Origin of the sequence: Streptomyces sp. NPDC058000 (assembly GCF_042886435.1) — a bacterium.
In the GTDB taxonomy this organism is placed as follows: domain Bacteria; phylum Actinomycetota; class Actinomycetes; order Streptomycetales; family Streptomycetaceae; genus Streptomyces.
Map to the genome: position 1 here is coordinate 1 of NZ_JBHVQS010000013.1, position 18,595 is coordinate 18,595.

The 18,595-nt window shown below is 70.8% G+C and carries 28 protein-coding genes; 21 read left to right on the forward strand and 7 right to left on the reverse strand.

The genetic code is table 11. The annotated features are described in order from the left end of the window. Positions 1–143: 143 nt before the first annotated feature. Positions 144–317, reverse strand: a complete 174-nt coding sequence (locus ACFVT2_RS15945) for a hypothetical protein (protein WP_390017492.1) — start codon at positions 315–317, stop codon at positions 144–146. Positions 318–499: 182 nt separating this feature from the next. On the opposite strand from ACFVT2_RS15945, the gene ACFVT2_RS15950 reads away from it, so the two are divergent. From ACFVT2_RS15950 to ACFVT2_RS16030, 17 genes are all read left to right on the forward strand, one after another. After that, positions 500–1,009, forward strand: a complete 510-nt coding sequence (locus ACFVT2_RS15950; protein ID WP_390017495.1) for a hypothetical protein — start codon at positions 500–502, stop codon at positions 1,007–1,009. Positions 1,010–1,500: 491 nt separating this feature from the next. After that, the gene (locus ACFVT2_RS15955) at positions 1,501–2,439 is read left to right on the forward strand and encodes a P22 phage major capsid protein family protein (protein WP_390017497.1); all 939 of its coding nucleotides are present in this window, start codon (positions 1,501–1,503) and stop codon (positions 2,437–2,439) included. A gap of 8 nt (positions 2,440–2,447) precedes the next feature. Further along, complete coding sequence (locus ACFVT2_RS15960) at positions 2,448–2,819, forward strand: hypothetical protein (RefSeq protein ID WP_390017500.1); 372 nt, start codon at positions 2,448–2,450, stop codon at positions 2,817–2,819. Next, a complete protein-coding gene (locus tag ACFVT2_RS15965) occupies positions 2,816–3,139 on the forward strand; it encodes a hypothetical protein (RefSeq protein WP_390017503.1) in 324 nt (107 codons plus the stop codon). Before ACFVT2_RS15960 ends, ACFVT2_RS15965 begins: the two co-directional genes overlap by 4 nt. A 1-nt stretch (position 3,140) precedes the next feature. Beyond that, positions 3,141–3,425, forward strand: coding sequence for a DUF5403 family protein (locus tag ACFVT2_RS15970; RefSeq protein WP_390017506.1), 285 nt, complete (start codon positions 3,141–3,143; stop codon positions 3,423–3,425). Continuing rightward, positions 3,422–3,829: a hypothetical protein gene (locus ACFVT2_RS15975; RefSeq protein WP_390017509.1), complete on the forward strand. Its 408-nt coding sequence runs from the start codon at positions 3,422–3,424 to the stop codon at positions 3,827–3,829. Before ACFVT2_RS15970 ends, ACFVT2_RS15975 begins: the two co-directional genes overlap by 4 nt. A 20-nt stretch (positions 3,830–3,849) precedes the next feature. Continuing rightward, positions 3,850–4,437, forward strand: coding sequence for a hypothetical protein (locus ACFVT2_RS15980; protein ID WP_390017511.1), 588 nt, complete (start codon positions 3,850–3,852; stop codon positions 4,435–4,437). A 104-nt stretch (positions 4,438–4,541) separates the two neighbouring features. Then, positions 4,542–4,886 carry a phage tail assembly protein gene (locus ACFVT2_RS15985; protein ID WP_390017513.1) on the forward strand — a complete coding sequence of 115 codons (345 nt, stop codon included), beginning with the start codon at positions 4,542–4,544 and terminating at the stop codon, positions 4,884–4,886. Further along, positions 4,838–5,296, forward strand: coding sequence for a hypothetical protein (locus ACFVT2_RS15990; RefSeq protein ID WP_390017516.1), 459 nt, complete (start codon positions 4,838–4,840; stop codon positions 5,294–5,296). The genes ACFVT2_RS15985 and ACFVT2_RS15990 overlap by 49 nt, the downstream gene beginning before the upstream one ends. Further along, the gene (locus ACFVT2_RS15995; protein WP_390017518.1) at positions 5,269–6,048 is read left to right on the forward strand and encodes a hypothetical protein; all 780 of its coding nucleotides are present in this window, start codon (positions 5,269–5,271) and stop codon (positions 6,046–6,048) included. The genes ACFVT2_RS15990 and ACFVT2_RS15995 overlap by 28 nt, the downstream gene beginning before the upstream one ends. Before the next feature lie 18 nt (positions 6,049–6,066). After that, the gene (locus tag ACFVT2_RS16000; RefSeq protein ID WP_390017521.1) at positions 6,067–6,312 is read left to right on the forward strand and encodes a hypothetical protein; all 246 of its coding nucleotides are present in this window, start codon (positions 6,067–6,069) and stop codon (positions 6,310–6,312) included. Between the two features lie 457 nt (positions 6,313–6,769). Continuing rightward, positions 6,770–7,243, forward strand: a complete 474-nt coding sequence (locus ACFVT2_RS16005) for an NUDIX domain-containing protein (RefSeq protein WP_390017524.1) — start codon at positions 6,770–6,772, stop codon at positions 7,241–7,243. Between the two features lie 340 nt (positions 7,244–7,583). Then, positions 7,584–7,811 (forward strand): hypothetical protein, encoded by a 228-nt coding sequence (locus ACFVT2_RS16010; protein WP_390017527.1) that lies wholly within the window; start codon positions 7,584–7,586, stop codon positions 7,809–7,811. Then, positions 7,789–8,301: a DUF6879 family protein gene (locus ACFVT2_RS16015; protein ID WP_390017529.1), complete on the forward strand. Its 513-nt coding sequence runs from the start codon at positions 7,789–7,791 to the stop codon at positions 8,299–8,301. The genes ACFVT2_RS16010 and ACFVT2_RS16015 overlap by 23 nt, the downstream gene beginning before the upstream one ends. Positions 8,302–8,321: 20 nt before the next feature. Next, entirely contained in the window at positions 8,322–9,176 is an 855-nt protein-coding gene (locus tag ACFVT2_RS16020) for a helix-turn-helix domain-containing protein (protein WP_390017532.1), read from the forward strand. 90 nt (positions 9,177–9,266) lie between these two features. Next, complete coding sequence (locus ACFVT2_RS16025; RefSeq protein ID WP_390017535.1) at positions 9,267–9,476, forward strand: hypothetical protein; 210 nt, start codon at positions 9,267–9,269, stop codon at positions 9,474–9,476. Positions 9,477–9,852: 376 nt separating this feature from the next. Next, a complete protein-coding gene (locus ACFVT2_RS16030) occupies positions 9,853–10,050 on the forward strand; it encodes a hypothetical protein (protein ID WP_390017537.1) in 198 nt (65 codons plus the stop codon). Between the two features lie 299 nt (positions 10,051–10,349). Here the strand turns inward: ACFVT2_RS16030 and ACFVT2_RS16035 are convergent, their stop codons facing one another. The 5 genes from ACFVT2_RS16035 to ACFVT2_RS16055 form a co-directional block, all read right to left on the reverse strand. Continuing rightward, positions 10,350–10,952 (reverse strand): hypothetical protein, encoded by a 603-nt coding sequence (locus tag ACFVT2_RS16035; protein ID WP_390017540.1) that lies wholly within the window; start codon positions 10,950–10,952, stop codon positions 10,350–10,352. 230 nt (positions 10,953–11,182) lie between these two features. Next, complete coding sequence (locus ACFVT2_RS16040; protein ID WP_362298106.1) at positions 11,183–11,641, reverse strand: ATP-binding protein; 459 nt, start codon at positions 11,639–11,641, stop codon at positions 11,183–11,185. Beyond that, positions 11,635–12,525 (reverse strand): MEDS domain-containing protein, encoded by an 891-nt coding sequence (locus ACFVT2_RS16045; protein WP_390017542.1) that lies wholly within the window; start codon positions 12,523–12,525, stop codon positions 11,635–11,637. The genes ACFVT2_RS16040 and ACFVT2_RS16045 overlap by 7 nt, the downstream gene beginning before the upstream one ends. Positions 12,526–12,641: 116 nt before the next feature. Further along, positions 12,642–13,466, reverse strand: coding sequence for an MOSC domain-containing protein (locus ACFVT2_RS16050; protein WP_390017545.1), 825 nt, complete (start codon positions 13,464–13,466; stop codon positions 12,642–12,644). 46 nt (positions 13,467–13,512) lie between these two features. Further along, positions 13,513–13,953: a DUF6643 family protein gene (locus ACFVT2_RS16055; protein ID WP_390017548.1), complete on the reverse strand. Its 441-nt coding sequence runs from the start codon at positions 13,951–13,953 to the stop codon at positions 13,513–13,515. A 264-nt stretch (positions 13,954–14,217) separates the two neighbouring features. Here ACFVT2_RS16055 and ACFVT2_RS16060 point away from each other — a divergent pair, with 264 nt between their 5' ends. Further along, entirely contained in the window at positions 14,218–15,180 is a 963-nt protein-coding gene (locus ACFVT2_RS16060; protein ID WP_390017551.1) for a TerD family protein, read from the forward strand. A 4-nt stretch (positions 15,181–15,184) separates the two neighbouring features. On the opposite strand, the gene ACFVT2_RS16065 is transcribed toward ACFVT2_RS16060, so the two are convergent. Continuing rightward, positions 15,185–16,333 (reverse strand): glycosyltransferase, encoded by a 1,149-nt coding sequence (locus ACFVT2_RS16065; protein WP_390017837.1) that lies wholly within the window; start codon positions 16,331–16,333, stop codon positions 15,185–15,187. A gap of 161 nt (positions 16,334–16,494) precedes the next feature. Here ACFVT2_RS16065 and ACFVT2_RS16070 point away from each other — a divergent pair, with 161 nt between their 5' ends. The 3 genes from ACFVT2_RS16070 (at position 16,495) to ACFVT2_RS16080 (ending at position 18,578) form a co-directional block, all read left to right on the forward strand. Further along, positions 16,495–17,292, forward strand: coding sequence for a glutamate racemase (locus ACFVT2_RS16070; RefSeq protein ID WP_390017554.1), 798 nt, complete (start codon positions 16,495–16,497; stop codon positions 17,290–17,292). A 70-nt stretch (positions 17,293–17,362) separates the two neighbouring features. Next, a complete protein-coding gene (locus ACFVT2_RS16075; RefSeq protein WP_390017557.1) occupies positions 17,363–17,977 on the forward strand; it encodes a hypothetical protein in 615 nt (204 codons plus the stop codon). A gap of 115 nt (positions 17,978–18,092) precedes the next feature. Beyond that, positions 18,093–18,578, forward strand: a complete 486-nt coding sequence (locus ACFVT2_RS16080; RefSeq protein ID WP_390017560.1) for an NUDIX domain-containing protein — start codon at positions 18,093–18,095, stop codon at positions 18,576–18,578. Positions 18,579–18,595 lie beyond the last annotated feature (17 nt).

An 18,595-nucleotide genomic window follows, 5' to 3' on the forward strand; every position in this document is an offset into this window, starting at 1 on the left:
ACAAACGCGACTACATCTTCCACGGCACCCTGACCACCGCAGCCATCGTGATCTGGCTCCGTGATCTCGTCAAAGAGCCATCAGACACTGCCTAGGGGGCACTAGCCAGGCACATGAACTGGCCGTTCACCCCTCAGGCGTGCTCAGTCTTCGTCACCCTGGCCCATCTCGTCGTCATCGTCGTCGTCATCCGCAGAGATGACCTGCTTGGAATGGGTCGAGGGAGCGGTGTGCGAAACGGCAGCAGCCGCGCCTGCTCCGTGGAGTACGGCTGTCGTGACCAGGGCTGCGGCAGCAATTGCAGTGCGAATGCGCATGGAAATCTCCAAGGGTCGAAGCGGAACTACGTGCTGGGAACGTCCCCTGGTGGATGTCCTTCGATCCGTTCACGTAAGGCAGTTAACCCAATCAGGCCCCGTTGCTTCACCTAACTGTCCGGCCGGGGCACCTGGGGCCGGACTGCACATCGAATCCTGACAACACCGAGGGGAGGTTCCGCATGGAGACCACCCCCACCACCTCTGAGTCGGCCGACGTTCCGGCCGACGATGGACAGGCCCCGACCGAGGCCGCGAACGGCCCCGAGGAGCCGGCTCGGCCGGAGGAGCAGGGCGACGGCCAGGAGCTGGACGCCGACGCGCTCCGCGCGGAGCTGAAGGCAGTACGGGCGGAAGCCGCCCGCTACCGCACCAAGGCGCGGGAGACGGCGGAGTCCCTGAAGGCGGCTCGTTCGCCGGAGGAGTTCCAGGCCGTGGCGGACCGGGCCACGGAGCTGGAGACGGAACTGCACCGGGAGCGCCTGGCGCGCCGCTACCACCTGCCGAACGCCCTGGCCGCCCGGATCACCGGGGCCGACGAGGACGCCCGAGAGGCGGACGCCAAGGCCCTGGCAGAGCTGTTCCACAGCCGGGCCAACGGGGTGGGCCGGGGCGGCCTGGACCCGTCGACCACGCCGGCTCCCAGCGATCCGGGAGAGCTGGCAGCGAGCATTCCGCGCGCCCGCCGATAGACGGCTTATAGGGCCCTCGTCGTCACCTGCTGGCTTCGAGGGCCGCGTCCGCCGCGCTGTGCGTGAGGCTTGACGGAGCGACGACGCCCCACACATGGCCGACGAGAGCGAAAGCGTGATCGGCGAGGGGGCCAGTCGATGCTTGGGCCGGCGTGGCGAGGACCCCGAAGAGTGCCACGGTCCCGACGATGACAGAAGCGATGCGGCGCATTAACTACTCCTCGTTGTACGACAGTTGGCTAATCTGGCGACAACTTTCCCCGGCTATGAGTCGATAGGCCCAAGGTCCTCTTTGTGGGTGGTGCTGAAACGATCTATCGCTTCCTTGCTCGATGCTTGAGGCTCTGACGCTGGTACCACACACCCCAAACTTCCCCAGGAACACCACCTCATGTTCTTGGGCCTTCAAGCAACACCAAAACCAAGGGTTCCTGTACAAAGCCCTTGGCTGCGCTGCGTGCTAGCCCGGGGCCCAGCCCTGAGCGGAGCACATGGCACACGCATTTCTGAAGTCGGAGACCATCGCGGCCACGGCCCTTGGGCTCCTGGAACGAGAGCTGGTCCTCTCCAACCTGGTCTGGTCGAACGCCGGGTTCGACTTCACCGGAGCCAAGGCCGACTCGGTCACGGTCCGGATTCCGGCCCAGCTCAACGCCCGTGAGTACGACTGGCGAAACGACCGGTCGGAGGACATCGTCCTGGACGAGCTGGTGGAGGACTCCATCACCGTCCACCTCAACAAGGACATCTATTCCGCGGTGGCGGTCACGGACGAGGAGCTGACCCTGGATATCCGGGATTTCGGTTCCCAGGTTCTCCAGCCCCAAGTCAACGCCGTGGCCAAGGCCATTGACGCGGGTGTGGCCAACATGATCGAGACCGCGACCTATAGCTTCCCGACCATCGTGGTTGATGAGAAGGACCCGTTCCCTGCCTTCATCGACGCCCGCGCGGCCCTCAACAAGAACGAGGTGCCGACCAACGACCGGACGCTCCTGATCGGCGCCGACGTGGGAACCGCGCTGCTGAAGTCCGGGCGCCTGAACGACGTGTCCAAGTCCGGTTCGGACTCGGCACTCCGACAGGCCATGGTCGGCAACCTGGCCGGCTTCAACCTCGTGACCTCCAACGCGATCAACCCGCGCGCTGCGTACGCGTTCGTCCCGTCCGCGTTCGTCCTGGCCACCCGCGCACCGGCCATTCCAGCCGGTGTCACCAGCGGCTCCAGCCAGTCTTACAACGGCCTGGCCATGCGCTGGGTGCGCGACTACGACGCAGCCAAGCTGCGCGACCGCTCCATCGTGAACCTGTTTGCCGGGTTCAACGTCATGACGGACCCGGTGGGCGGAGGCAAGAACCCCACCAAGCGCCTGGTACGCGCGGTGAAGCTGGACATGCCCACCGCGACGAAGCCCCCGGCCGACAAGTAGGGGGCCGTGTGAAGCCCCTGGCGGACGTGGCGGCCCTGGAACAGCGTCTGGGCCGTGAGCTGGTCGGGGAGGATCGGGCGCAGGCGGAGGCGGCTCTAGCGGACGCCTCCGCTCTCGTGCGGGCGTACGGGGATGCCTGGCCCGACCCGGGCAGGGCCCCGGCCGTCGCGGTGGCCATCACCCTGGCGGCTGCGGAGCGGCGGGTCCGCAACCCGGAGGGGTACCGGTCGGAGCTGCAAGGCGCCTACCAGTACCAGCTTCCCGCGTCACTCCCGATCGGGGTCGGCCTGACCGATAGCGAAGCGCGGATGATCCGGGCGACCGTCGGGGCCTCCGGCGTGTTCGCGATGCCCGTGGAGTCCCTTGGGGGTTCGCTGTGAGCCTCCTGGACTCCGGACCGGACCTGGTCACGGTCTACCCCACGGTGGACGTGGACGACGGGTACGGCGGCACGAAGCCGGGCCCCGGCGCCCCGGTGACGATCCGGGCTCGCGTTCTTCCGGCGACCGCCGACGAGAGCGGAGAGGCCGGCTACCTGACCGGCACGGAGTACCGCGTGTACGCCCGGTCCCTGCCGGCCGGCCCCTGGTCCCGCGTCGAGTGGGCCGGTCAGGTCTGGGCCGTGGTCGGCGAACCTCAGCGGTTCGGCGGGAGCCAGCGCCTGGCCCACGACGTGGCGACGATCCGGAAGCGGGGATGACGTGGCAGAGGTGAAGCCCAACCTGGACAGCATCGTGGCCCACATGCGCGGCGTGCGTGACACCGTGGCGGACGAACTGGACCATCGGGCGGACCGGGTTCTCGCCGTGGTCGAGGCCCACCGGCACATCGGGGCGTTGGCCGCCCACACCAAGGTCCGCACCAACCGGACGGACTCCACGGTGACCTTGGAGGATCCGGCAGTGTACGCGATCAACTACGGGCATTGGGCCCGTGACGGCCTGACGTGGGTGTCCGGCATCCACGCCATTGAGGCGGGCCTATGAGACCAGTACTACCCGACATGGACGCCCTGGTGACCGACGCGCTCCGCGCCGGACTGAGCGGCGCCACGGTCCGCGTGCTGTGGCCCGACGACTGGGCCGACCGGCTCCCGCTGATCGTGGCTCGCCGGGTGCTCGGCGGCTCCTCGAACCCTCTCGGTATCGACATGGCCCTGATCGACGTGCAGTGCGCGGCACCCGACCGGCGCGACGCGTCCCGCCTGGCCCGCACGGCCCGGGTCGCCCTTGCAGAGGCGTGCAGAGCGCAATTCCGCGGTGCCGACGGTTACCTGATCCGGTTCGAGGACGTGTCGGGGCCGGCGGAGATCCGCGTGGGTCAACCGCAGCCCTGCCCGCACCTGTTCCGGTTCCAGGCCACCTACCGCGTGACCGCGCGGCCCCTCTGACCTACCCCTGGAGAAACAGTTTGGCTCTGATCGACAACGCCGCCATCGTCCCGGCTGGCGGCTATATCTTCATCGCTGACCCCGACACCGTGAAGCCGACCGACTTTGCCGACCCGACCAACCCAGGGAGCGGGTGGGAGAACGTCGGGCACACCAAGCTTGACGCCCTGCCGGAGTTCGGTCGGGACGGCGACGACCCGGAGATCAAAGGGAGCTGGCAGAACGCCAAGCTCCGCGCGACGACGCCGGACGTGACGTACAGCATCACGTTCCAGTCCATCCAGGCCACAGCCCTGACCTACCAGCTCTACTTCGGCGCGGGCCCGGCGGCCGTCCAGGCTGACAAGTGGTTCCGCATCCCGGCTACGCCGACGCCGCAGACCAAAGCGCTCCTGGTGGTCCTGGTGGACGGCACCAGCTATCTGCCGCTGTACCACCCGCGTGTCTCCCTCTTGGGCTCCGACGCGGTGGGCATGTCGTCGGACGACTTCGTGTTCTTCCCGATCAAGGGCACGTTCCTGGGCTCCGGGAAGCTGGGCGGCGCCATTGGTGAGTGGGCCCAGGTCGCGGCTCCGACGCCCCCGCCTCCGCCGCACAGCGGCGACTAGCGAACCCGTCTGCCGACGGGTTCGCGGGCCTCTTCCGCCTGGCCGGTCCCTCCGGGCGAAGGACTCATTCCTGGGACCACCAACACGACTTGTGGGGATGACCCTTGGCACTTTCTTGCGCGGAGATGATGGCGGATGCTGCGGCGGAGTACACCGCTCTGCCGATGGAGACACGGGCCGGCGAAACGGTTCATCTCCGCAACATCCTCATGCTTCCCGACGACGGCCTGAAGGCCGCCCGCGCCATCCTGGCGCGCTTCGGTGAGACCGGGTCGAAGGAGCTGGAGGAGCTGGTCCCGGCGATTCGTGACCTGCTCCTCCTGGTGGCCGACGCCCCGGCCGCGCTGAAGGCGGAGATGGAGGACTGGCCGCTGGCTGTGTTCGTCCGCACCGTCGGTGAGTGGCAGGAGGAGACCCAGGTGGGGGAAGCTCCGCGCTCGGAGAACTGATAGTCCAGGGCCACGGCGGGGCGCTGCGGGCGGACCTCCAGCGGTTCTACGGCCTGGACCTGGCCGACCTGTGGAGGGGCGCGCTTACACCCCGCCGGGCCTGGCAGCTCACCGAGCATCTGCCCCCAGGCTCCGCCCTGGCCGCTTCGCTGGCCGGCGGGGCCGAACATCGCGGTTGGACGGTGCAAACGCATCTGCTGGCTGCCCTGTTGGACGCCGTGCGCTTCGCCGACGCCAACAACGTCCGCGTCTCCGGCGGGCGACTCAAACGGGAACCGGTTCCCGTTCCCGTTCCACAGGTCAAGGCGGACAAGCACGAGCGGCCACGCCTTGACCTGTCCACGCACCCCTTGGCCAAGCCCATTGCACCAGGGGGTAATTCATGGCCGGCCCCGGAGACCGCGAGGTAGGGCGCCTTTCGATCCGTGTCCTTCCCGACACGTCGAACTTCGCCGTCAGCCTCCAGCGCTACCTTGACCGCATCGAGCGGCGGGCCCGCGTCCAGGTCCAGGCCGTCCCGGACCTGGACGGGTTCCGGGAGAGGTTGAACGCCAAGTTGGTGCGGGTCCGCGCTCGGGTCCGCGTGAACGTGGACCCGGACCTGTCCGAGTTCCGTTCCCGACTCCGTGAACGCCTTCAGGGAGCGAACGCCGGCCTCGGCGTCCGTCTGGAGGTCTCCGAACGCGAGATAGCCAGGCTGCGCCGGGAACTGGCGCGCATCCGGCCGCCGATGACGATCCCGGACCGCGTCGAAGCGGACCGGGACCGGCTGGCCACGCTGGCCCGGGACGTATCCAACGTGGGGCACAGCTCCGGCGGCGCCGGCCGCAAGGTGCTGTCCCTGGTAGGGACGTTGGGCAAGTTGTCCACGGCCGCCTCCAGCATCCCGGCGGTGGCGGGACTGTCGTCCTCCATTGCGTCCATGGGCCCCGCGGCTGCGGTTGCTGCCCCGGCCGTCCTGGCCCTGGCGTCGGCGGGCGTGGCCCCCTTGCCCGTTCGCCTGGCACGACATGGAACCCCTTGGCGACCACGCGTTCCGTTGCGACATCCACGGCGCGACTCTGATCGTTCACCCCCCGGGGCCGACGAAACGGAGGCCGTTCCGGTGGGTGGCCGCGACGTGGGACGCCGCGCGGGCATGGACGGCCAGCACATCCGGTAAGCACCGCAGGAGTTACCCATGAAGCGCTCGCGCAACGAGATGGACATGGTGCGGGCCGCTGTACTCGCGGAGCGAGACAGTGTGATCCGGCTGTACCGCGCCGGCTGGTCCATAGCGCGGCTGAACCGGGCCCACGATCACCCCGGCGAGCAGTGGATGGCCGCGCAGCTCGACAAGTGGCACGAACCGCGAGGAGTGGCCGCCGGCCGCTCTGGCGGCTACCGCCCTCGTCGGGTAGCCGGCAGTTCCCCATCGGCCGCCTGACCACCAACTCCCGGCGCTTGTACGAGCGCCGGGCGCGCTCCCCGCGGTTGAGCCCATCACCCCAGCCCATGGGCTCCCGGTCTCCTACCGCCGGAGTCGAAGGGGAGCACGGGGTCCGACTGACCGGGCCTGCGTCCGGCAGTCCGACCTCCACGCCGCCCAGGCCCACCCCCGCCCGGGCCTGGGCGGCCCACCTTCCCTGCCCCGGCACCTCGGTGCACACGTCAGCCGGGGCGGGCCCTACCACCGCAGGAATGACCCATGACCTTGCCGTTCGGGAGATCGTTTACGACGCCACACGAGGACGCGTAGGCCGGATCGCCGCCATCAACGGGGACTGCCTTGTCCTCACCAGGCCGCACCACGCCCCATGGGATGCCCTCACCTCTTGGTGCACGCCTGCGACCCCCGTCGAACGCCAGGACTTCGAAGACCAAGAGCTGGAGGTCGCCGCAGCATGAACAGAGACCAGTTCACCGACCCCGACGGCCGCCGCATCGGGGCGTTGGCGCTCTTCCGCAACGCCGCCGGCTTCCCTCTGCTGCTGCGGAAGCACAACCGGGAGCACCAGCCGTGGTGCCTCCCCGGCGGCTGCGCCATCGGCAACGAGTCACCCACGGCAGCACTCCGCCGCAAGGTGCACGAGGAGACCGGCCTGTTGGCCGTTCCTGGCCTCGTCCTGGCCGTGCACCGGATGCCAGCCAGCCCCAAGACCGTGGAGGGGCACAACCTCGTCTTCGACTGCGGCGAACTCCCTGTGAGTACCCATTTCCTCCTGAAGGACGACGAGTTCGACGCTCACGGCTTCGTCCCTCCAGACCAGATCGCCGTCCATACCCAGCCGCACACAGCCGCGCGCATCCTGTCCGCCCTGCGGACGCTGAACGCCGGCGGTGGCATCGAATTGCTGCAAGGCGTCCCAATCGGCTAGCGCCGATACCCCACAAGCCCCGTCCGGGTGAAGTGAGCGGCACCCGGACGGGTCCGGCTCGGCAGCCGGGAACCGCTCCGCGCATCCTCATCAGTCACGTGCGGGATGCGCGGAGCACAGGGGCCGCCCCGCTGAGAACTGGGGAGTCGGGTAGGGCGGCCCCACCACAATCACCGCTTCCTTGCCGGTGGCTTTGTCCACGAGGCCCCCCGCCATGTGAGATGCCGGCAAGGGAGCGGTCCCTCGATATGCAGGCAAGTTCGGGCAAGTTCCTGTTGCCTGAGGGCAGGACGCGGCAAGCTCGGCCACAGAGGCCGTCAGCTCCAACGAGGAGGACAGCATGGCTCTGCTCAAGCTCGGCAAAGACCCGGAAAGCCCCAGCGGAGGTTCGCCGACGATCTACCTCGACGACGAGAAGGACACCTACCTGGTGCAGGGGCTCAAAGTCCGGGAACCGGAGCGTCTCTCGGAAATGGAAATCCCCAGTCATGAGACGGTAGTTGAGATCCCTCGTCGCATGGTGCAGTTCTTCTTGGAGGTGAAGGATGGCGGAGGCTCCGACGTTTGAAGCGCTGTTCGGGAGCTGCCGACGGTCGGCGGTTCATCTGGAGATGCGGGACGGCTACATGCGGTCAGACCCGGCCTTCATCGACTGGGCCGCAGATAAGGTCATCGACCCGGCCGAACGGTGGCGCGACTGGCTGGACACGGTAAAGCAGGCCACGGAGCGAGGCGTCTCCGTCCGCCGAGCCCGCATCGTCTCCGAACCCGTGTCCGACTACATTCGGTTCGAGCACTCGGTCACCGAAGGACTGAACATCAACGCGGGGGAGATGGTGGGGTGGCTGCCCCGCCGCGAAGCAACGTCCCTGGCACTGCCGGGCAACGACTACTGGGTCTTCGACGACAAGACGGCACTGGTCAACCACTTCGACGGCAACGGCGACTCGCTACATCACGAGTACAGCGAGGACCCACATCTGGTCTCGTTCCTCGCTTCCGCCTTCGAAGCAGTGTGGGAGAAGACCATCCCCCACGCTGAGTACCGGTTGGCCTAGCACCGGGTAGACCTCCAACAGTGTCCACTCCACCTACCTCCTCCGCAGTCAAGGAGGCACGCATTTCCTTCGGCCGGCGCCTGCGCGAGATACGGAAAAACTCCGGACTCACCGCGCGGGCGCTGGCCACGCTCGCAGGCTGGCATGAGTCCAAGTGCTCAAACCTCGAACGCGGCTCCAGGCCCCCATCCTTTGGTGACATCCGCACCTACGCAGAACACTGCGGAGTCCCACACCTTGCCAACGAACTCATCGACACGGCACACGGCATCGATGGGATGTACGTCGAGTGGCGCCAACTCGAACAGTCGGGCCTTTGTCGCGCACAGGAGTCCGTACTACCCATCTGGGAGCGCACACTCCGCTATCGCATTTACTCCTCGTGGCTCATCCCTGGCCCCGTGCAAACCGAGGCATACATTCGAGCGCTCCTGACCTCCATCCGCGATCGACGCAAGCTCGTCGATGACGTGGAGGAAGCCGTGCGCGTCCGCGTTGATAAACAACGCATCGTTCACCAGGGCAACCACAGGTTCGCGATCATCTTGGAAGAGGCCGCGCTTCGGTACCGCATCGGAGGAGAAGAAACGATGGCGGGCCAGCTCGGCCACCTGCTCACGGTCGCGACGCTGCCCTCCGTAAGCCTCGGGATCATCCCCTTGGCTGCTGACCGCTCGGCCCTGTGGCCCGTTGAAGGGTTCTTCCTATTCGACGACGCACAAGCCAACGTCGAACTTGTCTCGGCACACCTAACCGTCGTGCAAAAGCACGAACTCAACCTGTACTCAGATACGTTCGCCCGCCTTGCACAACAGGCCGAATACGGAGCAGGCGCACGCGCACTCATCGCGCGGGCGATTGACGCTCTGGAGTGATCGCGGGCAAGTTCCGGCACACTCGTTGAGCCCCTACAGCCCACCGTCGTTGACTAATCCGACACGAATCGAGGCAACCGCGGAGATGGCATGACGACCCCGAGCCGGTACAGCGCTGAACCCGTCGAACTGACCCTGGACTCCTGGCTCCTGGAAGGAACACCCGCCCCCGGCTGCGCTCCCTGCGCCACGCGAGCCGCGAAACGGGACCAGGCGGCGAAGGCCGGCGACTGGACGACCGCCTGCAACGCCGCCCGCGGAATCCGGAACCACCGCGACGGACACCGGGAGACGGTGTGACCAGCCCCGTGCCTGCCGGCCGTAACGACACGCCGGCCACGACCAGCAGCCCCCTGTGGGGCCGCTCCGGCACCACCGCGATTCCCCGAGGCCAACCGGTACCAGCATGCCCCCACCCGTGCGAAACCTGCCGGGCCAAGGGGCGTCAGTAGGTGCTCTGCCGACACGGACACCCGATGACGGAAGAAGCACCCGGCATATGGGTCTGCCACGCCTGCGCCCAGATAACCGGCACATGAGACTCCCGCCCCGGCGGCGGAAACCTGGACAGTCGAGCAGCCGGGGCGGGTGACCCAACCGCAGAAACCTGCGGACCTTCGGGCCATGCCTTCGACGGTACGGCGGCACGGCCCCTCACGAAAGAGGAGGTTGATAGATGAGCGCTGTAGCAGTCGAGACGTACGAGACGCGCACGCCCGACGCTGAAGGCTGGCGCGGCATCCCGTTCCGGCACCCGGCGGACCTGGTGGTCGTCGCCGAGAACGACGGCGGGAAGCACGACGGCGGCCCCATGCCCCCGGAAGCACCCCGCGACCCCGCCCCACAGGGGGGGCGACGGGGAGTAAACCGCTGACGGCCCTGTGGCCAAGTGGACAGGCCCCGTCCGTGCGCCTCTCCCGGCGCATGGGCGGGGCTTCCCGTTGCTGACCTGCGGAAATGGAGCTTGCCAGGGTGTAGGCTCGGCCTGGACCGAACCCTCTGCCATGGCGGTCTCGTGTCCCCACTTCGTGCGGCGGATGTCGCCCCGGCAGTCGTCCGTCCACGGATGTCCGCTTTGAGGTCTGCGGGGCACCAGCCGAGAGGCTGGATGCACCACCGTAGCGCGCCCGACGGGCGGCAGTTGACACGGTCCGCCGCCTGATCAGCCGCTCCTCAACTCCCGGCGTCGGCCCGGCCCCAGTCCTGTCCGGCGCGGGCCCAGGCCGCGTCCCAGCGGCGGAACCGACGTGCCATCAGCTGCCGGACGGCCAGCCGCCGGCCGCCCTCGACGAGCCCGCCGGCCGCCGCCGCGGAGCCCAGCCCGGCCAGCACCGCGTGCGTCGCCGCGGTGCCCTCGTCCATCGGCCGGGTCGCCGCCCGCCCCTGCTCGTCGGCCCACATGCGGAACCGGTCGCCGGCTTCCACCGGGCGCGGCGCGGTCACCTCCCCGGTCCGCCGGCCGCCGCCCGGCCCCGGCCAGTGGGCGATCACCCGTAGGTGCACATCGTGCTGTGCGGCCGACTCGGGGTTGGGGTCGGCCGGAGTGGCGGCCGCCGGCCGGTCCACGGTCGCCCACACCACGTGGCGTTGTTGCCGCTGGAGCCGTACGGCCTCCAGGAGGGCGCCGTGCGCGGCCCGGCCGGTGAACCAGCCGGCGCAGGGCGCCCCGACGGCGATCAGCAGGGCGGCGGCCAGCGCCAGCCATGCTTCCCACCGGTCGGTCCGGCGTCGGAGCGGATTGTGCCGCCAGTGCCAGATGCCCGCGATCGCCCGCATCGTGCCCCCTCTCGTGGTCCGTGCATACCGCATGGCGGGGTGTCCATGCGCGTGTTCCGGGAAGCGAGAGCAACATCACGCCGCGGGTGCCGCCGGCGGCCGGGCACCTCCCGCCCCAGCCGACCCCACCGGCACCGAACAACCGTGCCTCCGGGATCGGTTGGCGGCATTTCGGGAAGCTTGCGACGCCTCGGGCACTCGACCGGATACCGCTCCGTACGACGGTGCCGTCAGGGCAGCCGGACCGCCACCGTCACCACCGCGCCCCGCGGGCCTGCCGGGTCGGTGCCCGGGGCGACCGCGAACCGGTCCGCCACCAGCCGCGCCAGCCACAGCCCCCGCCCCTTGGGTGCCCCGTCCAGTCCCGGCAGCAGCTCCGGGATCACCGCCTCGCTGAAGCCGGGGCCGGCGTCACTGATCCGGCACTCCAACTCGTCGCCCACCCGCTGGAGTACCAGGCGCCCCGAGCCGCCGGCGTGCTCCACGGCGTTCCCCGCGATCTCGTCCACCGCCAGTACGAACTCCCCGCGCCGCGGCTCGTTCAGCCCCTCGCGGGCGGCGCACTCCTCGACCAACAGCCGCAGTTGCGGCAGCAGCCGCGCGGTGAAGCGCCGCTGCAGCAGTCGGCGTCCGGGCTCCTCCGCCGGCACCTTCGCCTGACCGTGACCGGCCGGTTCCGGGTTCAGCACGGCCGTACCACCTCCCTCGGCGCCAGCCGCGGCACCGCATCGGCGCCCAGCCGGCGCAGCATCCGGTGCTGCCCGCGGTCGCAGCGCACCTCGACCAGATCGTGGCCCGTGGCGCCCCGGACCAGGGTGAGCAGAGCTACCGCACAGCCCACCGAAAGGAAGTGCAGCCGGGTCAGGTCCACGGTGAGTCGTCGGGCCGCCGCCGTCCGGGCCAGTGCGATCTCCAGCGACCGGACGAACCCGGCCTGATTGGCGGTGTCCGCCTCACCGACGAAAGACACCACCTCGTCCGGCCCGCGCACCGTCCGCAAACTGCCCAGCCGCTCCAGCGCGACGCGCGGATGCGCCTGCTCCATCGCGGTCACCACCGCCCGGTCGAACCGCCGGCGGTCGTACGCGCAGACCTCGGTGTACGGCCGCCCGGCGAACAGCGCGTGGGCACCGGTCTCGCGCCGGGCCATCACCGCCACGTCGGCGCCGAGCGCGGCCACCCAACCCATGTCGATGAACGCCCGCAACCCGGTGTACCCCTCGGCCGTCGCCCGGTCGATCGCCGCGTGCAGCTGCCCCATCTGCCGGGCGGCGGTGAACGCGGCGTCCGGCCGGATCAGTTCCTGCATGCTGGTGACCCTCAGCTGGCCGCGTTGGCGCGCCCGGACCGTGCTGCGACTGGGGAAGTCGATCCTGGCCAGTACCTCTTCCTCCGGCACGTCCGGGCACGGCAGGACCAGTACCTTCTCACCGCGGGCCAGCCCGAGCCGGACGAAGGCCGTGATGGCCTCCCACCGCACCTCGTCGTCGCCGTAGCTCACGAAGGCGTGGTCCCCGGGGCGCAGGCGTTGAATGGGAATGAGGCGCTCGCTCAACGCGTCCCTGGCAGGCATCGGCACAACAGCTCTCTGTCTCCCCCCGCGGCCCGTCCCTTCGGCGGCGCTGTGCGCTCACTGTAGGCAGCCGCCGACCGACCCGCAATGAGGGCGGCGGCGGTCGCGTACGGCCGTCAGTCGAGTATCTCGAACGGGTCGCCGACGCGGAGTGTGCCCGCCCCGCGGGGGATCAGATTCTGGCCGAAGAGCAGCCCGTCACCGAAGCGGCGGTGGCGGGCGAGCGTCCGCAGCGGCTCCTTGCCGCGCGCCGCGGTGCGCTGGTCGGTGGTGGTCACCACGCAGCGGCCACTGGGCTTGGCCACGTGGAATTCCACCTCGCCGATCCGCACCCGCCGCCAGTCGTCCTCCGCCCAGGGCGCGGTGCCGTCGATCACCACATTGGGCCGGAAACGGTTCATCGGGAGGGGACCCTCATCGGCATGGTCGCCCTGTGCGATGAGGGAGTTGAGGGCGTCGAGCGACGAGGTGGTGGTCAGCAGCAGCGGAAAACCGTCGGCGAAGCTGACCGTGTCCCCGGGCTCGCTGTACCGCGGGTTCACGGGGCGGCGCTTCTCGGGGGCGTCCATGTGCACCAGGCGGCACGCGAAGCCCAGATAGCCGTGCCACCACGTGGCCGCTTCCGGGCCCGCGGGCACCGCCTCGACCACGTCGCTGAAGACCTCGACCGGGATCGTGCCCACCGGCTCGGGCACCTCGACCACCAGCGCCGGCATCCCGGGGGCGGTCAGCCGCAGGCCGCCGCCGGGCAGCTCCTCGGCCCGGGCCAACGCCAGCCTCGGCTGCTGGCGTTGGGTGATCTGCCGGCCCTCGGCATCGACCACCAGCCACCGTCGGTCCCCGGCGAGCCCCCATGGCTCGACGGCCGCCTCGCCGGGACCGGGCCCCGCAAGGGCCTTGACCGGATAGACGTGGAGCGACTGGACCTGTGGTGTGGGCATGGTCCCATCCTGTCAGCCGCTCCAGGCGTCCGATCGAACGGCCGGATCAGTACCCGCGCGGATACTGGCGGCCGTACCCAGGGTCGTCGAACGGCGAGGCGGGCCGTGGTGCGACCGGGCCGGCCGGACGCATCGACTCGTACCCCGTGCCCGGTGCCGGGCGCTGGTGCTGCTGCGGGGTCTGGTAGCCGCGGTTCCCGGCCTGCTGCGGGATGTACGGGGCCGGGGTGTGCTGCAACGGGGCGACCGGCTGCGCCGCGGCCCCCGGATACCCGCCGCCCGCGGACGGCGCCGCGGGCAATGCGGGCAGTGCCGAGGGCAGCGCCGGCAGCGAGGAGGAACCGGTGTCCCAGGGCGACGGGTTCACCCTGATCGGGGCGATCTGCGGAGTACCCCGCTCTGCGACGAGGCTGTCGTAGATGGGGGTGTCCGGGAAGGAGGGCGATGCGTAATAGCCGCCGCTGTAAGTGGAGCGGGGGGAGGTCATGCCTCATAAGTTAAGCCCACGATGTGTCGAATGGGGAGCCCGACAAGAGGGTTGTTTTACCGGTTCGGAGCGGCCCCGGGTCCCCAAAGTGAGCGAACTTGTGAAAATCGGTCGCGATCGCCCGTAGGGATCGTGTAAAGACCGCGCTTCCCGCAGATGAACAGTGGGCTTTCGGGGCGTTCCCGGCCAAGTAGGTTGGTGGCGGCCACCGCTGACGGGGGCATGAGCACTCCACGACGACAGGGACGACAGGAAGGTGCGGCGATGTCGATGCTCAAGGGCGGCAACGTCCCGGTTCCGGCGCCGACGGTCCGGGTGGAGCTGGGCTGGCAGCCGGCCCCCGGGGCGCCCGACGTGGACGCCTCCGCGCTGCTCCTGCTGTCCGGAAGGGTCCGCGACGACGCCGACTTCGTCTTCTACAACCAACCGGTGCACGCCTCCGGCGCGGTGCGCCACGAGGGCAAGCGGCCGGCCGGCGGGACGATGACCGACACCCTCCACGTCGACCTCGGCGCCGTCGAGCCCGCCGTCGACAGCGTGGTCCTGGCCGCGTCCGCCGACGGCGGCAGCTTCGGCGGCGTACCGGGCCTGTTCGTACGGGTGCTGGACGCCGTCAGCGGCGCCGAGCTGGCTCGTTTCGACAGCCAGGACGCCACCACCGAGACCGCCTTCGTGCTCGGCGAGCTCTACCGCCGGCAGGGCGGCTGGAAGTTCCGCGCGGTGGGGCAGGGGTACGCCACCGGGCTCGCGGGGCTGGCCACGGACTTCGGCATCAGCGTGGCGGACGAGCCCCCGGCCGCCCCGGCACCGCCGGCCGACCCCGCGCCGCCGTTGCCGACCGGTCAACCGGTGGCGTCAATTCCGCCCCCGCCCGGGCGCGGCGCGCCGGCGCCCGCGCCCGGTCCCGTCCGGCTGACGAAAGTCACCCTGACGAAGGACGCCCCGGCCGTTTCGTTGACGAAACAGGGCGGCACCTCCGGAGCGATGCGGGTCAACCTCAACTGGAGCGCGGGCGGCACCGGCAAGCGCTTCACCAAGAAGATCGGCCGCAAGGCGATGGAGGCGCTGGGCGCCCGCGGCGCACTGGCCCTGATCACCCACACCGGCGGCGAACTCGTCGTCCAACGCGAGGCCCGCTACCTCGTCCCCGCGCCCGGCGTCAGCGCCCAGCGCACCGTCGACCACGCCTACGGCTGGGGCCTGAACTGGTCCCCGGCCAGCAAGTGAGCGCTCAGGGCGCGCCGTAGGTACGGCCCTTCCACGCGGCGCCGCGTCCCCGGTAGTGCTGCACGGCCGAGTCCACGGTCATCAGGAGGTAGAGCAGCGCGGTGAACGGGAGCAGCGGTGCCGCCCACGGCGGCTGCCGGTAGTAGCGCAGCATCGGCAGGTACGTTCCGCACATCACCGCCCAGGCCGCGCCGCCCAGCGCCGCCGCCAAGGGGTCGCCGGCCGCGAGCCCGGCCGACAGGGCGGCCGGCGGCGCCAGATAGACCAGCGCCAGCCCGAGGACCGTGCCCAGGAGGAGCAGCGGTTGGTGCCGCAGTTGCGCGTAGGCGCTGCGGGACACCATCCGCCACAGCTCTGCCAGCCGCGGGTACGGGCGCACGCTGGTCACCCGGTCCGCCAGCCCCAGCCAGACGGTCCCGCCGGACCCCTGCACGGCCCGCGCCAGCGACACGTCGTCGATCACCGCCTGCCGGATCGCCTCCGGGACGCCCGCCCGCTCCGCCGCCTCCCGCCGCAGCAGGACGCACCCGCCGGCGGCCGCCGCGGTCCGGGTGCCGCGTCGGTTGACCCACCGGAACGGGTAGAGCTGCCCGAAGAAGTACACGAAGGCCGGCACGATCAGCCGCTCCCAGAAGGTCGCCACCCGCAGCCGGGCCATCTGCGACACCAGGTCCAGCCCAGCGGAACGGGCCGCGGCCACCAACTCCCGCAGGCTGTCCGGCTCGTGCGCGATGTCGGCGTCGGTCAGCAGCAGGTACTCCGGGGCGGTGCGCTCCCGCGCCAGCGCCATGCCGTGCCGCACCGCCCACAGCTTCCCGGTCCAGCCCGGCTCCGGCTCACCGGGCGAGGCGACGGTCAGCGGCAGTCCGCCGCCGGCGGCCGCCAGCTCGCGGGCGAGCGCGCCGGTCCCGTCCGTGCTTCCGTCGTCGATCAGGAAGACCTCGGCCCGGCCCGGGTACTTCTGCGCCAGCAGCGTCGGAAGGCTCGCGGGCAGCACCGTTGCCTCGTCCCGCGCCGGCACCACCACCGCCACCGACGGCCAGCGGTCCGGATCCCGGCGGGCCGGCAGCCGTACGTCGGTCCGCCAGAAGAAGCCCTGTCCCAGCAGCAGCCACAGCCAGGCCAGCAGCGACCCGGCACCGATCCACTCCATCGCTTCCACGGCCGCAGTCTGCCCGACCGGGGCCGCCGCGTACCGGGACCCGACACGCGCTCCGGCCGGCAGCGGAACGGGGCCGTCGCGGCGCCCGCCCATTCCGGCTCCTTCCCGGCCCGGTATGACAAGCGGGACGGACCGTTGAGTAAAGTGTCCGGGTGAAGATCGCGCTGATGGATTCCGGAACGGGCCTGCTCCCGGCGGCCGCCGCGGTACGGCGCCTGCGGCCCGACGCGGATCTGGTCCTCTCCACCGACCCCGACGGCCTGCCGTGGGGCCCGCGCACCCCCGACGACGTCACCGCGCACGCCCTGGCCGTGGCCCGCGCCGCCGCCGCGCACCGCCCGGACGCGCTGATCGTCGCCTGCAACACCGCCTCGGTGCACGCGCTGCCCGCGCTCCGCGCCGCACTGGAACCGGACATCCCGGTCATCGGCACCGTCCCGGCGATCAAGCCCGCCGCGGCCGGCGGCGGCCCGGTCGCCATCTGGGCCACCCCCGCCACCACCGGCAGCCCGTACCAGAAGGACCTGATCGCCCGCTTCGCCCAGGGCGTCACGGTCACCGGAGTGCCCTGCCCGGGCCTCGCCGACGCCGTAGAGCAGGCCGACGACGCCGCGATCGACGCCGCGGTGGCCGCCGCCGCGCAGAACACCCCGCGGGACATCCGCTCCGTCGTCCTGGGCTGCACCCACTACGAACTGGTCGCCGAACGGATCCGCGCCGCCCTCCAGCAGCCCGGCACTCCGCCCCTGGTGCTGCACGGCTCCGCCGAGGCGGTCGCCGCTCAGGCACTCCGCCGGATCGGCGCCGAACCGGCCCCCGCGGCCGCCCCCACCGGCACCCTCGGCATGCTCCTGAGCGGCCGCCCGGGCTCCCTGCCCGAGGTGGTCCTGGCCTACGAGGAGGGCCGGCTGCTCGCCGGCGCCGTTCCGGCCGCACCGCGCACCGCCTGACCCGTCGGCCGGAGCACCGCGGTGCTCCGGCGCACTGCCCCAGCGTGCGAAGGCGCGTACGCTGCGTCTCATGAGGGACCACCCCCACGAGGGGGCCGCAGCCCCCGATCAGCACGGCAGTACGGACGGCGTTCCGGCCGGTGCCCGTCCGGCCGGCGGCTCCCATGCGGAGATTCCCGAGGTCTGGCACGGCAGTGCGTCCAACCGCGTCCAGTGGCTGCTGGCAGCCGCGGGCGCGGCCTGTCTGGCGCTGGGCATCGACCTGGCCGTCAACAGCACCTGGACCTCCGGCCTGGCACCCCTGGTGATGGCCGTGGTCGGCTGTGTCGCGGCCGGTCTGCTGGTGCTCTTCGGCACCCTCGCCTTCGTCCACGTCGCGGTCCGGGTCGACGAGGACGCCTTGGAGGTGCGGTGCGGCCACATAGGAGTACCGCGCCGCCGGATCCCCCTGGACACGGTCGTCGGCGCCGACTTCGCGCCCCGGGTCACCCCGCGCCACTGGGGCGGTTGGGGCTACCGCTGGCGCCCCGAGCAGGGCACGGCCGTGGTCGTCCGCCGTGGTGAGGCGATGGTGCTGCGGCTCGGCGACGGGCGCACCTTCACCGTCACCGTCGACGATGCCGAGGGCGCGGTGCGCTGCGTCCGCGAGCGGCTCCGGCTGCGCCGCCCGGCCTCGACGGCGTAGCGCGGCGGCACCCCGAGGCGGTGCACGGGACCCGTCGAGGGCCGTGGGGGCCGCCCCCTTCCGGCACGTCGCCGCACGACGGGGCTCCGTTCGTCCGGTCCCGTAGGGTCGGGGCATGGCGATCCCCGAATTCATCCGTGACCTCCGGACCGACATCGGCACGAAGCGGCTGTGGCTGCCCGGGGTGAGCGCGGTCGTGTTCGACGACGCGGGCCGGGTGCTGCTGGGCAAGCGGGCGGACACCGGCGGTTGGTCGGTGATCGGCGGTATCCCCGAGCCCGGTGAGCAGCCCGCCGAGACCGCGGTCCGCGAGGTGTACGAGGAGACCGCGGTGCACGTCGTCCCCGAGGGCGTGGTCCTCGTCGAGACCATGCCGCCGACCCACTACCCCAACGGCGACGTGTGCCAGTTCATGGACGTGACGTTGCGCTGCCGGGCGGTCGGCGGCACGGCGCGGGTCAACGACGACGAGTCGCTGGAGGTCGACTGGTTCCCGGTGGACGCCCTCCCGGCGCTGGACGACTACGCGCTGAGCCGGATCAAGAAGGCGCTGGAGGCCGGCCCGACGTGGTTCCAGGGCATGGCGGAGGCGGCCGGCTAGGACCTGCCGCGGCGGCC